Annotated in this window: 11 protein-coding genes; 5 read left to right on the top strand and 6 right to left on the bottom strand. The window is 70.3% G+C overall.

What is annotated here, in order from left to right; genetic code table 11:
* A partial coding sequence (gene aspS, locus BEK98_RS09625; RefSeq protein ID WP_094215990.1) for an aspartate--tRNA ligase occupies positions 1-1,468 on the top strand: 1,468 nt, incomplete at its 5' end.
* 130 nt (positions 1,469-1,598) lie between these two features.
* Positions 1,599-2,504 carry an intradiol ring-cleavage dioxygenase gene (locus BEK98_RS09620; protein WP_094215989.1) on the top strand — a complete coding sequence of 302 codons (906 nt, stop codon included), beginning with the start codon at positions 1,599-1,601 and terminating at the stop codon, positions 2,502-2,504.
* Between the two features lie 10 nt (positions 2,505-2,514).
* On the opposite strand, the gene BEK98_RS09615 is transcribed toward BEK98_RS09620, so the two are convergent.
* On the bottom strand, positions 2,515-3,183 hold the full coding sequence (locus tag BEK98_RS09615) for a nucleotidyl transferase AbiEii/AbiGii toxin family protein (protein WP_094215988.1): 669 nt from the start codon (positions 3,181-3,183) through the stop codon (positions 2,515-2,517).
* A gap of 234 nt (positions 3,184-3,417) precedes the next feature.
* Between BEK98_RS09615 and BEK98_RS09610 the strand changes: the two genes are divergently transcribed.
* The 3 genes from BEK98_RS09610 (at position 3,418) to BEK98_RS09600 (ending at position 6,110) form a co-directional block, all read left to right on the top strand.
* Complete coding sequence (locus BEK98_RS09610; RefSeq protein ID WP_094215987.1) at positions 3,418-3,765, top strand: DoxX family protein; 348 nt, start codon at positions 3,418-3,420, stop codon at positions 3,763-3,765.
* 100 nt (positions 3,766-3,865) lie between these two features.
* Positions 3,866-5,215 carry a pectate lyase family protein gene (locus tag BEK98_RS09605; protein WP_094215986.1) on the top strand — a complete coding sequence of 450 codons (1,350 nt, stop codon included), beginning with the start codon at positions 3,866-3,868 and terminating at the stop codon, positions 5,213-5,215.
* 319 nt (positions 5,216-5,534) lie between these two features.
* Positions 5,535-6,110, top strand: a complete 576-nt coding sequence (locus tag BEK98_RS09600; protein ID WP_167444116.1) for a DUF11 domain-containing protein — start codon at positions 5,535-5,537, stop codon at positions 6,108-6,110.
* Positions 6,111-6,218: 108 nt separating this feature from the next.
* Here the strand turns inward: BEK98_RS09600 and metG are convergent, their stop codons facing one another.
* From metG to BEK98_RS09575, 5 genes are all read right to left on the bottom strand, one after another.
* Complete coding sequence (gene metG, locus BEK98_RS09595) at positions 6,219-7,928, bottom strand: methionine--tRNA ligase (protein ID WP_094215984.1); 1,710 nt, start codon at positions 7,926-7,928, stop codon at positions 6,219-6,221.
* Between the two features lie 137 nt (positions 7,929-8,065).
* Entirely contained in the window at positions 8,066-9,748 is a 1,683-nt protein-coding gene (locus BEK98_RS09590) for a VWA domain-containing protein (protein WP_094215983.1), read from the bottom strand.
* Between the two features lie 123 nt (positions 9,749-9,871).
* Positions 9,872-11,809, bottom strand: coding sequence for an FUSC family protein (locus BEK98_RS09585; protein WP_094215982.1), 1,938 nt, complete (start codon positions 11,807-11,809; stop codon positions 9,872-9,874).
* Between the two features lie 38 nt (positions 11,810-11,847).
* The gene (locus BEK98_RS09580) at positions 11,848-12,807 is read right to left on the bottom strand and encodes an endonuclease/exonuclease/phosphatase family protein (protein WP_094215981.1); all 960 of its coding nucleotides are present in this window, start codon (positions 12,805-12,807) and stop codon (positions 11,848-11,850) included.
* Positions 12,808-12,817: 10 nt separating this feature from the next.
* Positions 12,818-13,618, bottom strand: a complete 801-nt coding sequence (locus tag BEK98_RS09575) for an alpha/beta fold hydrolase (protein ID WP_094215980.1) — start codon at positions 13,616-13,618, stop codon at positions 12,818-12,820.
* Positions 13,619-13,651: the final 33 nt, after the last annotated feature.

The raw sequence follows: 13,651 nt of genomic DNA, 5'->3' as shown, positions 1-13,651 counted from the left end.
CGAGGTCGAGCTGCTCGGCGCGGCCGCCCCGCTGCCCTTCACGATCAACGCCGAGGACGGGGTCAACGAGGAGCGGCGCCTGGAGTACCGCTTCCTGGACCTGCGCCGTGAGCGCATGCACCGCAACATCATGCTGCGTACGGCCGTGATCTCCGCGATGCGGCACAAGATGGCGGCGATGGGCTTCAACGAGATGGCGACGCCGATCCTGTCCGCCACCTCCCCCGAGGGCGCCCGCGACTACGTGGTCCCCTCCCGTGTGCACCCGGGCAAGTTCTACGCGCTGCCGCAGGCCCCGCAGCAGTTCAAGCAGCTGCTGATGATCTCCGGCTTCGACCGCTACTTCCAGATCGCGCCCTGCTTCCGCGACGAGGACGCCCGCGCGGACCGCTCGCCGGGCGAGTTCTACCAGCTCGACATCGAGATGTCCTTCGTCGAGCAGGAGGACATCTTCCAGCCGGTCGAGAAGCTGATGACCGAACTCTTCGAGGAGTTCGGCAACGGCCGTCACGTCACCTCCCCCTTCCCGCGCATCCCGTTCCGCGAGGCGATGCTGAAGTACGGCTCCGACAAGCCGGACCTGCGCGCCAAGCTGGAGCTGGTGGACATCACCGATGTCTTCGAGGGCTCGGAGTTCAAGGCGTTCGCGGGCAAGCACGTGCGCGCGCTGCCGGTGCCGGACGTCTCCGCGCAGCCCCGCAAGTTCTTCGACCAGCTCGGTGACTACGCCGTCGAGCAGGGCGCCAAGGGCCTGGCCTGGGTGCGCGTGGCCGAGGACGGCTCGCTGTCCGGTCCGATCGCGAAGTTCCTGACCGAGGACAACGTCGCGGAGCTGACCAAGCGTCTCTCCCTGGCCCCCGGCCACGCGGTCTTCTTCGGCGCGGGCGAGTTCGACGAGGTCTCGAAGATCATGGGCGCGGTCCGCGTCGAGGCGGCCCGGCGCGCCGGCCACTTCGAGGAGGGCGTCTTCCGCTTCTGCTGGATCGTCGACTTCCCGATGTACGAGAAGGACGAGGAGACCGGCGGGATCGACTTCTCCCACAACCCCTTCTCGATGCCGCAGGGCGGCCTGGAGGCCCTGGAGACCCAGGACCCGCTGGACATCCTCGGCTGGCAGTACGACATCGTCTGCAACGGCGTCGAGCTGTCCTCCGGCGCGATCCGGAACCACGAGCCCGAGATCATGCTGAAGGCCTTCGAGATCGCGGGTTACGACCGCGACACCGTCGAGGACAAGTTCGCCGGCATGCTCCGCGCGTTCCGCTTCGGCGCCCCGCCGCACGGCGGCATCGCGCCCGGCGTCGACCGCATCGTCATGCTCCTCGCCGACGAGCCCAACATCCGCGAGACGATCGCCTTCCCGCTCAACGGCAACGCCCAGGACCTGATGATGGGCGCCCCGACCGAGCTGGACGAGACCCGCCTGCGGGAGCTGCACCTGAACATCCGGAAGCCGCAGCCGAAGTAGGGCACGGTCCGGCAGGATCGGCAGGAAGGGCTCGAAACCGGCGTCGGTTTCGAGCCCTTCCGCTTGCGCATCTCGATTCACAGGTCTTTCCGATGTTCCCGCGGGGTTCCCCGCTTCTACGGTCCTCGCCATGACGGATACTCAGGAATCGCAGGACATGGGCAAGTTGACGCGCCGTACGATGCTGGCGGCCGGCGGTGTGGCCATCACGGCGGTGGGGGTCGGCGGCGCCTTCGCCGTCAGCGCCTCCGCGCAGGAGGAGACCTCGCACGAGGGCGCCTCCGAGGACACGTGCTACACGCTGACCTCGGAGCTGGTCGAGGGGCCGTACTACATCGACGCCGACAAGATCCGGCAGGACGTCACCGAGGACGAGGAGGGCGTCCCCCTCGCGCTCACGCTCAAGGTGATCGACGCGGAGACCTGCAAGCCGCTGAGGGACGCGGCGGTCGACATCTGGCACTGCAACGCCGTGGGCGTCTACTCCGGGTACGAGGCGATGGGCAGCGGCGGGGGCGGGGGCGGTGGCCCGGCGCCGTCGGGCACGCCGACGGAGACTCCCACGGGCACCCCGACCGGCGCGCCCCCTTCCGGAGGGCCCGGTGGCGGTGGCGGCGGGCACCAGGAACCCACCGACGACAAGCGCTACCTGCGCGGCACCTGGCGCACGGACAAACACGGCCACGTCACCTTCCGGACGGTGTTCCCCGGCTGGTACCAGGGCCGCTGCGTGCACATCCACGTCAAGGTGCACGTCGACGGGACGTGGACCGACGCCGGCTACGAGGGCGGCCACACCTGCCACACCGGCCAGCTGTTCTTCGCCGAGAAGGCGGTGCTGCTGACGGGGGACGTGGAGCCGTACTCCACCAACACCACGACCCGCACCACCCTCGACGAGGACACGATCTACCCCGGCAACGGTCACGCGGGCGGCCTGCTGTACCTCGCGTACGACAGGAAGCACATCGCCAGGGGCGTACGCGCCCATCTCACCCTCGGCGTGGCCCCGGACGTCACGAACAACGGCAGCTGACACCCTGCTGTCAGTCGGGGGACGCACCGTCCTCCAACAACCGCTCGGCGATGTCGTCGGACCAGCGCTGGGCCCAGGCGCGCAGGTCGTCGACCTGCGGTTCGGACAATCCGTAACGGACGAAGTCCGCATCCGCGTACCAGTCCGTTCCGGTGAGGCGGGACTGGAGGGTGGGCAGGTCGAAGGGGTCGTGGGCGTGGCGGCGGCCCAGTTCCTCCAGGCCGGGGAGGGAGAAGCGGGTCGCCGCCGCCTGTGCGTCGATCAGGTCGACGGCCGCGCCCCGGTCGTACAGGGCCCGGATCTTCGTACCGACGGCGTCCTCCAGGGAGAGGGCGGGGCCGTACTCGGTGAGCTGCGGCGGCTGCCAGAACGCCTCCTTGTGCAGCGCGAGCGCACACGGCTCACCGCTCGGCGGGTCCGTGACGGTCAGCTGCGCGGTCAGCACGGTGCCGGCCCCGGCCCGCACCTGCCGCCCCCGCGCCTCCAGCGCCGCACCGACGGCACCGGCGATCCGGTCCATGACCTCGGCACTCTCGGTGGCGAAGTCGAGGTTGGCATGCGGGCGTCGGAGCAGGCCGTGCGCCTGAAGGGCGTATCCGCCGGCGAGCACGAGCCCGTACGGGCTGCCTACAGCGACGACATCCGAGAGAAGCCGCCGGTGGGGTTCGGGGAGGTTCACGGCATCCGTACTCTGCCAGAACCGGGGAGGGGTGTACGGATGCCTCGCCCCCGGTTCACTCAGGCCGATGCCGCCTCGGCCTGTGCCGCGGTGTATCCAGCGGTGTGTCTCAGCTCCTCGAGCCCGAAACGTTCATCTCGGGCTGAGAATTTTTCCGGGCCGCTGTCACACATGCGTGGCGACGGGTGTCAGTGGGGTGTCCGTCACTCAGTGATCGCTCGTTGGGAGCCTCTCATGCGTATCGCCCACGTCGTCGTCACCCTGCTCGCCGCGCTGATGGCCGGGTTCTCCGGGACCGTGTTGCTCATGCGGGCCCAGTGGATCGTGCAGGCGCTCACCGACTACCGGGTGCCGCGGGGGTGGTGGACCCCGCTGGGGGTGGCCAAGGCCGCGGGGGCCGTGGGGCTGGTGGTGGGGTTGTTCGTGCCGGTCGTCGGGGTGCTGGCGGGCGTGGGGCTGGTGGTCTACTTCGTGGGGGCCGCGGTGACCGTGGCCCGGGCGCGGTGGTACTCGCACATTCCGTTTCCGCTCGTCTACGCCGCGCCCGTGGTCGGTGCGCTCGTGCTCGGGTACCTGGCCTAGCCGGCAGGAAAAGGAATTGTGTGCGGCGCGGCAACTTAACCGGGAGCGGCGGCCACTGAGGGGTCGTAAGGCATCTTCAGCAGACCCTAAGGACTCCTCCGTGGCAGCCTCCTCCCACCGCCGGTCCCTCCGTAAGCGGCGCACCCTCGCCGTGTCCGCCGCCGTCGTGGTCGCGGGCGTCGGCGCCGGTGTGTTCGTGATGAACGCGAACGCCGACGCCGCCGACCTGTACCACCAGACGCTGCCCGCCAAGGACGGCTGGGCCGCCTCGGGCACGGGGACCACCGGCGGCGCGAAGGCCGACTCCGCGCACACCTTCACCGTCTCCACCCGGGCGCAGCTCGTGAAGGCGCTGGGGTCGGCCTCCGACACCACGCCCCGGATCGTCAAGATCAAGGGCACCATCGACGCCAACACCGATGACAGTGGGAAGAAGGTGAGCTGCGCGGACTATGCGGCGGGGACCGGTTACTCGCTCTCCGCCTACCTGAAGGCGTACGACCCCGCCACCTACGGCCGCTCCAAGCTGCCCTCCGGCACCCAGGAGAAGGCCCGCGCCGCCGCCCAGGCCAAGCAGGCCAAGAACATCGTCTTCAAGGTGCCCGCCAACACCAGCATCGTGGGCGTCCCGGGCACCAACGCCGGGATCACCGGCGGCAGCCTCCAGGTGAAGGACGTCGACAACGTCATCATCCGCAACCTCGCCTTCTCCGCCACCGAGGACTGCTTCCCGCAGTGGGACCCGACCGACGGGGACGACGGCAACTGGAACTCCGCCTACGACGCCGTGACGCTGCGGGCCGCCAGCCATGTGTGGGCGGACCACAACACGTTCACCGACGCGCCCCACCTCGACAGCGCCAACCCCAAGTACTACGGCCGCGAGTACCAGATCCACGACGGCGCCCTCGACATCACCAAGGGCTCCGACCTGGTCACCGTCGAGCGCAACCAGTTCGTCGACCACGACAAGACCATGCTGATCGGCAGCAGCGACACGGACAGCACCGGCAAGCTGCACGTCTCCATCCACCACAACGTGTGGAAGGGCATCGTGCAGCGGGCGCCGCTCGCCCGCATCGGCCAGATCCACGTGTACAACAACGTGTACGACACGACGACCCTCGACGGGTACGCCCCGCTGTACAGCATCAACTCCCGTGCCAAGGCCCAGGTCGTCGCCGAGGACAACTACTGGAAGGTGCCGAGCGGCGGCAAGGTCTCCAAGCTGCTGAGCGGTGACGGTACGGGGTCCGTCGCGGGCGGCGGCAACCTCGTCAACGGGACGGCGACCGACCTCGTCGCCGCGTACAACTCCGCCTCGTCGAAGAAGATCAAGACGACGGTGAACTGGACGCCGACGCTCACCGCGGGCCTGGAGACGTCCGCGAAGAACCTGCCGACCGAGCTGGCGACGACGACCGGCGCAAGGGTGCTCACCGCAAGCTGAACCACCGAGGGCCTGGGGAGCGGTGACTCGACACGGCACCGTTCCCCGGGCCCTTTGCCGTATGCGCAGGGCGCGTTGGCCATGGACCGTTTCCTGGAGTCCGGCTGGGCCGGTCGGGTGCCCGAGAGGCATGTATGACCGATATGAGTATTACGCGGTATTAATTAAAGGTATATGTACTTGCGTCCCAGGCTGCCGGATTCGGACGCCTGCGGTTCTCACGCCTTGTCACCTCTCCTGCTGCGGCTCGGATCCCGTGTCCGCCCCTCCCGGGGAACGCGGTGGCAGGGGATGGCCGACAGTTCCTCAAGGAGACAATGTGACGCAAAAATCCCGACGACGGCTGCTGGTCGCTTCGCTTCCGGTTGTGATGGCGGCAGGGTTGTCGACCTCGCTCGTTGCGCCTGCCCACGCCGGTACCGGGCACTCGCTGAGCATCGCCGAGTCCCACCAGCAGGCGTTCGTCGCAGGCGGGACGGGGACCTACACGATCACCGTCGGCAACCCCGGGCCCGGCGCGACCGGCAAGGCCGCCGTCAAGGTCACCGGTACCCTGCCCGCGGGCATGACCGCACTCGCTGCCGGCGGAAGTGGCTGGAGCTGCAAGACGTCCCCCAGCCTGAGTTGCACCCGCTCGGACACCCTGGGATCCAAGCAGGCATACATGCCCATCACCGTGACCGTGGGTATCTCGCCGTCCTTGGCGGGGAAGACCGTCGCCAGTAGCTTCCACGTCACCAAGGGTGACCCTTCCGCCAAGGATCAAAGCTCCATCACCGTCAACGTCACCGTCACCAACACCCAGTCCCAGTCCCAGGCCCAGAGCCAGTCCCAGACGGTCAACGTGAAGTGCCCGGAGGACGATCACGACGATCGCGCCGCGGTCCGCCACTAGCTGACGCCGAAAGCGGCCGCGTCAGATCGTGCGCCGGCTGCTGATCGCGGCTTCGGCGACTCGGCGTGCGCACTTGGCGTTGCATCCCGGATTCATCGCCCTGTACGCCTACTCGCCGCCGAAGCGCTCCTTGTAGGTCTCCAGGTCCTCTTCCGTCAGCTTGGCGAAGAGGACCGGGGGGACCGTGAAGGGGGTGCCGGCGGGGACGGAGGTGAGGGACTTCGCCGTCTCCGGGGTGGCCCAGGCCGCGGTGTCGTCCTGCAGCGAGAAGGCCTGGCGCATGGTGGCCGCCGTCGCCGGGATGAAGGGCTCCGAGACCACCGAGTAGAGGTGGATCAGGTTCATCGCCGTGCGCAGGGTGAGGGCCGCGCCGTCCTTGTCGGTCTTGATCTCCAGCCAGGGGGCCTTCTCCTCCAGGTAGGAGTTGCCGGCCGACCACAGGGCGCGCAGCGCGGCGGCCGCCTTGCGGAACTGGAGGGCCTCCATGTGCTCCTCGTACTCCGCGAGCAGGCGCGCGATCTCCTCGCCCAGCTTCGCCTCCGCCTCGCCGGGCTCGCCGCCCGCCGGGACCTCCTCGCCGAAGCGCTTCTTCGAGAAGGACAGGACGCGGTTGACGAAGTTGCCGAGGGTGTCGGCCAGGTCCTTGTTCACCGTGGCCGTGAAGTGCTCCCAGGTGAAGGACGAGTCGTCGGACTCGGGCGCGTTGGCGATCAGGAAGTAGCGCCAGTAGTCGGCGGGGAGGATCTCCAGGGCCTGGTCGGTGAAGACGCCCCGCTTCTGCGAGGTGGAGAACTTGCCTCCGTAGTACGTCAGCCAGTTGAAGGCCTTGACGAAGTCGACCTTCTTCCACGGCTCGCGCACGCCCAGCTCGGTGGCCGGGAACATCACCGTGTGGAACGGGACGTTGTCCTTGGCCATGAACTGCGTGTAGCGGACGTCGGTGTCGACGTCGTACCACCAGGACTTCCAGTCGCGGTTCTCCGGGTCCTGGTCGGACCACTCCTTGGTCGCGCCGAGGTACTCGATCGGGGCGTCGAACCAGACGTAGAAGACCTTGCCCTCGGCCGCCAGCTCGGGCCAGGTGTCCGCCGGGACCGGGACGCCCCAGTCCAGGTCACGGGTGATCGCGCGGTCGTGCAGGCCCTCGGTCAGCCACTTGTGGGCGATGGAGGAGGCCAGCTGCGGCCAGTCCCTGTCGTGGCGGGCCACCCACTCGCGGACCTCGTTCTCCAGCTTGGACTGGAGGAGGAAGAGGTGCTTGGTCTCGCGGACCTCCAGGTCCGTGGAGCCCGAGATCGCCGAGCGGGGGTTGATCAGGTCCGTCGGGTCGAGGACGCGGGTGCAGTTCTCGCACTGGTCGCCGCGGGCCTTGTCGTAGCCGCAGTGCGGGCAGGTGCCCTCGACGTAGCGGTCCGGGAGGAAGCGGCCGTCGGTGGGCGAGTACACCTGGCGGATGGCGCGCTCTTCGATGAAGCCGTTCTCGTTGAGCTTGCGGGCGAAGTGCTGGGTGATGTCCCGGTTCTCCGCGGAGGAGCTGCGGCCGAAGTAGTCGAAGGCCAGCGCGAAGCCGTCGTAGACCGCCTTCTGCGCGTCGTGCGCCTGGGCGCAGAACTCGTCCACCGGGAGGCCCTGCTCCTTGGCGGCCAGCTCGGCGGGGGTGCCGTGCTCGTCGGTCGCGCAGATGTACAGGACCTCGTGGCCGCGCTGGCGGAGGTAACGGGAGTACACGTCCGCCGGGAGCATGGACCCCACCATGTTGCCCAGGTGCTTGATCCCGTTGATGTACGGAAGGGCGCTGGTGATGAGGTGTCGAGCCATCGCGGGCTGCTCCCAGGTCGGGGTGTTTTACGAACCTTGAAATCGTAGCCGACGTGTGTATGCCGCCCGCTTCCCGTTTTACGGGGTGAGAAGCGGGCGGCATGGGGGTGCGGGGGGTTGCGGAGAGTTACGAGTGGTTACGGGCGCCAGTTGGCCAGTACGCCCTCGTACAGCTCCGTGTCCGTCAGCTCGCGCGGGGTCGGGCCCGCGTGGAAGAAGGACGTGTTGTCGGTCTTCAGTTTGCGGAGGTAGTCGAAGGCCTTGTTGTCGTGCTCGCCGAAGGCGACGAAGGAGAAGAACACGGAGGGGTGGTTCTTCGCGGCCTCGGTGAGGGACTGGGTGGCGGGGGTCTTCGCGTCGGGGGCGCCGTCCGTCTGGAAGATCACCAGGGCGGGGGTGGTGTCCGCGGTCTTCTCGTGGTGGGTGAGTACGGCTTCCACGGCGGCGTGGTAGCTGGTACGGCCCATGCGGCCGAGGCCGGCGTGGACGTCGTCGATCTTGGTCTCGTGGTCCGGGGTGAGGGTGAGGTCGGTGGTGCCGTCGACCTCCGTGGAGAAGAAGACGACGTGGACCGTGGCCTCGGGGTCGAGGTGGGCGGCGAGGGCGAGGGTCTGGTCGGCGAGGGCCTGGGCGGAGCCGTCCTTGTAGTACGGGCGCATGCTCGCGGAGCGGTCGAGCACGAGGTAGAGCTTCGCTCGGGTGCCGGTGAGGTTGGTGTTCTTGAGGGTGGTGGTGGCTGCCTTGTAGGCGGTGGTGAGGGAGGGGGTGCGGGACTTTACTCGGGTGAGCGCGGTGGCCGGGGTGAGCTTGGCCGGTTCCGGCTCGGCGGTTGCCTGCGGTTGCGGTTCCGCCTCGGCGGTTGCCTGCGGCTGCGGCTGCGGCTGCGGTTCCGCCTCGGCTTCGCCTTCGGCGGTCTCGTTCCCACCCGCACCACCCGTGCGGGTCTCGTTGTCGGCTGCGGGTGGCCCCTGTGGGGCGTCCTCGCCGTCGGCGGCCTGCGGCTCGTCCTGCGCCTCGGCGGCTGCCGGCTCCGGCTCGATGATGGCCTCAGGCTCCGGAGCGGCCTCGGCCGCCGGCTCGATCTCGGCGACGGGCTCCGCCACCGGTTCGACCTCGGCAACGGTCTCGGCCGCCGGTTCCGTCACCGGCTCTGCCTCGGCGGCGACCTCCACCACCGGCTCGGGCTCGATCACCGGCTCGGGCTCGGGCTCCGGCTCCGGAGCGACCTCGGCGACGGGCTCCGCCGCCGGCTCTGCCTCGGTAAGGGGCTCCGCCACCGGTTCGGCGACAGGCTCTGCCTCGGCGACCGGCTCCACCACAGGCTCGGCCTCGGCAACGGTCTCGGCGACCGGCTCCACCACAGGCTCGGGCTCAGGCTCCGGAGCGATCTCGGCGACGGGCTCCGCCACCGGCTCTGCCTCGGCGACGCGCTCCGCCACCGGCTCTGCCTCGGTAACGGGCTCCGCCACCGGTTCCGCGACAGGCTCTGCCTCGGCGACCGGCTCTGCCACCGGCTCCACCACAGGCTCGACCTCGGCGACCGGCTCCGTCACCGGCTCGGCCGCGGTCTCGGTCGTCGGTGTTGGGACCGTTACGTTGTTGAAGGCTGCCGAGACCAGTTCGTGTTCGTCCGGCTCGGCGGAGCGGGGCTCGGGGATTTCGGGGGTGGGGGTGGGGGTCGGCTCGGTGGCCGGGGAGGGGATCGGTGCCGGCTCCTGGTGCTGCTCCTGCGAAGGAACGTGTTCCGCACCCTCTGCCTCGGCGGCACGCGCTTTGCGTGACCGGCCGAACGCGTTCCGCAGGAGAGTGAGAATGCCCATGTGCGCAACCCTTCGCGTGAGTTGATGCCCGTTTAATCCCTGGCCAGGACGGACACGTAAGGTTAGCGGCCCTGGATTGCAATCTTGGGGAGGGGCGAGTCTCAGCCGAGTCTCGACCGCATGTCAGTGTGGCGACGCGATCGCCCGCGCGGCCGCCACCTCCTGGCGGAGGGGTTCCAGGACGCTCCCCGGCGGGCCGGTGAGGTCCGTGCGGACCGACACGAGTGTTTCCGCCTCCCGTACGCCCTCCGACAACTCCCGCAGTTGCAGGGTCACTTGGGAGATCTCTGCTGGTGATGGTGGTGGCGCCCCGTGTCTCACCCGGACCCGTGCCGCGGTCGTCGCGTCCACGATGCGTTCGACCGCGACCACCAGGGGCCACCAGGCCGCCGCGCGGCGGCCGGTCGGCGGGGGTTCCGTCAGGGCCCGCTGGAACTCCGTGCGGATGGCCGAGAGGTCGCGGTAGAGGCGGCGGCGCATGCGGGCGCGGGCGGCGGGGTCGGTGTCCTGGCCGAAGGCCGCCTCGACGTAGGCCGCGGTGTCGGCGACCGCGTCCGCCAGGCGGTCGCCGACCCGGGTGTGCCAGCTCTCCGGCCAGAGCAGGTAGCCCGCGATCAGGGCGATCGCGCAGCCCATGAGGGAGTCCAGGAGGCGGGGGAACAGGAGGGCCGTGCCCTTGTGGTTCAGGATGTCGGAGAGGAGGAGGATGACTGGGGTGATTGCTGCGGTTTGGTAGCCGTAGCCCCTGGGGGTCAGCGCCGGGATGAGAGGGGCGAGGAGCAGCATCGCCGGGACGTCCCACCAGCCTGGCGGGACCTCTGCCAGTACCGCCGCCGCGATCACCAGGCCCGCCACCGTGCCCAGCGCCCGGAGCAGTGCCCGCGAGAACACCGAACCGAAGTCGGGCTTGAGGACGAAGGTGATGGTCAGGGCCACCCAGTAGGAGCGGGGGACGGGGACGAGGGAGACCAGGGCCTGGGCGATGCCGATGCAGACCGCCAGGCGCAGGCCGTAGCTCCAGGAGTTCGCGGAGAGGACCACGTTGCGGGCGGCGCGGGCCGTGCGGATGCTCAGGGCGGCCGGGCGGCCCAGGCGGTCGTCGATTCCCCGGGGGTCCACGTCGGGGGACGTGACGACGCCGGCCGTGTGGCGCAGGGCGTGGGCGACGGCCCGTGTGGTCTCCGTGGTGGTGGGGAGGGGTGGCAGGGGTATCGGGCCCGTGTAGCCGGTTTCGATGGCCTCGGCCAGGTGGCGGACCGCCTCGGGGACCTCCGGCGGGAGCGGGCGGCCGGTGAGGTGGACGGCGGGGGCCGCCTCGACCACCGGGGTGATCGCGTTCAACTGGGCGAGGAGGCGGGTGAGTTCGCGGCTGCGGCCGTGGTGGCGGGCGCGGTGGGCGAGGACGAGGTCGTAGGCCTGGTTGAGGGACTGGGTGACGTCGAAGCGGGTGGTGACGTAGCGGTCCGGGTCGCCGCAGGCGGCCAGCAGGTCGGCCACCGTGCGGTAGGCGGCCGCGACCGACGCGCGCTCCGGCACCCCGGCCCGCAGCGGCCAGGCGAGCAGCGCCAGGACGAGGACGAGGAGGCCGCCGCCGGCCGTCAGGGCCGCGGGCAGCCACCAGGGGCCGGGGAGCGGAAGTCCCGCGCCGACCACGGCGTTCAGGAGCAGCAGGAGTCCGGATACGGAGGACACCGCGCCGATCGTCGAGATCATTCCGGACAGCAGGGCGACGGCGGTGACGGCGGCCACCGCGTACCACCCCTGGCCGTACACCAGGGAGCCCACGGTGATGCCCACCGCGCCGAACAGCTGCGGGACCGCGATGTTGAGGATGCGCATGCGGTAGGCGTCGGCGGTGTCGCTGATGACGCCGGACAGAGCGCCCATGGAGGCGAGCGCGCCGTACGTCGGCTGCCCGGCCGCGAGCCCGATCGCCAGGGGGAGTGCCATCGCGAGTGCGGCCCGGACCATCGCGGGCCAGTTGAGGGGGGCGCGGTGGGGTTGGAGGTTCCGGACCAGCCAGTCGGGAGGGGTGAGGCCGATGGGGAACTCGCGGGACATGCGCCCATTATGACCGCTTCGATCCGGCCCGCCCGGGGTCATCCGCGCTGGTGGAGCGTGATGTCGACGACGAGTGCGCGGTGGTCGGTGCCGGTCAGGCGCAGGAAGCGGGCGTCGGTCGCGGAGAAGTCCGGGGAGGAGAGCAGGACGTGGTCGATCTGGGCGCCGATGACGGAGGACGTGCGGGCGGGCCAGCTGGCGGTGCGGTCGTGGCCGGCGAGGCGGGCGGCGTCGCTCAGGCCGGCGTCCAGGATGCGGCGGAAGGCCGCGTGGTCCTGGGACGCGTTGAAGTCGCCGGCGAGGAGGGTGGGGGTGTGGGGGTCGGCGGCGGCGAAGGCGCGGAGGCGGCCGAGTTCCCGGCGCCAGAGGCCCACCTGGCCGGGGAGCGGGGGCATGGGGTGGGCGAGCTGGACGCGGACGGCGTGGCCGCGTACGTCGGCCACGGCGCCGGGCATGCCCATCGTGCCGGGGACGCCGGCCGTGCCCTTCAGCGGGAAGCGGCTGAGGATGAGGGAGCCGTGGGAGCCGCCCGCGACCACCGCCTGCCGGTGCGGGTAGGCGTGGGCGAAGTCCCTTTCCAGCGTGGCCTGGCAGGTGTACTCGCACTCCTCCACGAAGACGAGGTCGGGGCGGTTGCGGCGGATCTGCGGGACCAGGGCGGGGGTGCCGCGCCCGAACTCGACGTTCGAGGTCAGCACGCGGAGGGCGGCGACGGGCGGGCCGCCGGGTTCCGTGGTCTTCCCGTACGGCTCCAGGTACCAGGCCAGCAGCCCCAGTACGACGACTCCCCACACCAGCCCCGGCCACCAGCGGGCCAGCAGCGCGCACAGCAGGGCGAGGGCGGTCGGCACGAGCAGCCAGGGCAGGAAGGCGAGCAGCTGCGGCACGGGCGTGATGCCGTCGGTGCCGGCCACCCGGCAGCCGACGACCACGCTCACCCCGGCGAGGAGCAGTCCCGTCGACCAGGAACCGAGTCCGCGCCCAGGGCCTTGTCTCACGCCTCCGAGACTACGAGCGTGAGTCGACCTCGGTCAGGAATTTGCCCAACACCTCGTTGAACTCCTCCGCCCGCTCCAGGTTCGGCATGTGGGCCGCGCCCGCCACGACGTGCAGGACGGAGTCGGGCAGTGCCGCGTGCATCGCCTCCGCGTCCGCCACCGGGGTGTAGGTGTCGTCGGCGCCGACGACGACCAGCGCGGGCACGGTGACCCTGGTCAACAGGGGCCGGTAGTCGGGGCGTTCGGCGCGGCCGCGCAGGGAGGCCGCGGCGCCCTCGGGGGCGGTGGCCGTCATCATGCGGTGGACGTGGGCCTTGACCTCGGGGTCGGCGTACGGGGCGGCCATCTTCTCCAGGACCTCGTCGGCGTAGCCGCGCATGCCCTCGGCGAGCAGCCGGTCGGCCATGGCGCGTCGGCCCCGCCTGCCCTCGGGTGTCTCGGGGTCGGGGAAGGTGTCGGCGAGGACCAGGCCCCGGACGCGGTCGCCGAAGCGGTCGTAGCACTCCATGGCGATCTGGCCGCCCATCGACAGCCCGGCCAGCACGAAGGAGTCCACTCCCAGGAAGTCCAGCAGTTCCTCGATGTCCTGGGCGTGGCGGGCGAGCGGGACGGTGCCGGGGGTCACGGGGGAGGAGCCGTAGCCGCGCAGGTCGGGGGCGATCACCCGGCGGTCGGTGGAGAACGCGGTCAGCTGCGGGGCCCACATGGTGCGGTCGAAGGGGTGGCCGTGGACGAGGACGAGGGGGACGCGGGAGGAGACATCGGTGTCTCTCTTGTCCCCCTTGTCCTCGTATGCGAGGAAGGGGCTCATGTGATCGACCCTAGGCAGCTCCAACTCCTCGGT

It is taken from the genome of Streptomyces diastatochromogenes (genome assembly GCF_002242805.1).
In the GTDB taxonomy this organism is placed as follows: Bacteria; Actinomycetota; Actinomycetes; order Streptomycetales; family Streptomycetaceae; genus Streptomyces; species Streptomyces diastatochromogenes.
The sequence above is the reverse complement of the archived record's forward strand: the minus strand, read 5'-3'. Positions and strand labels throughout refer to the sequence as shown.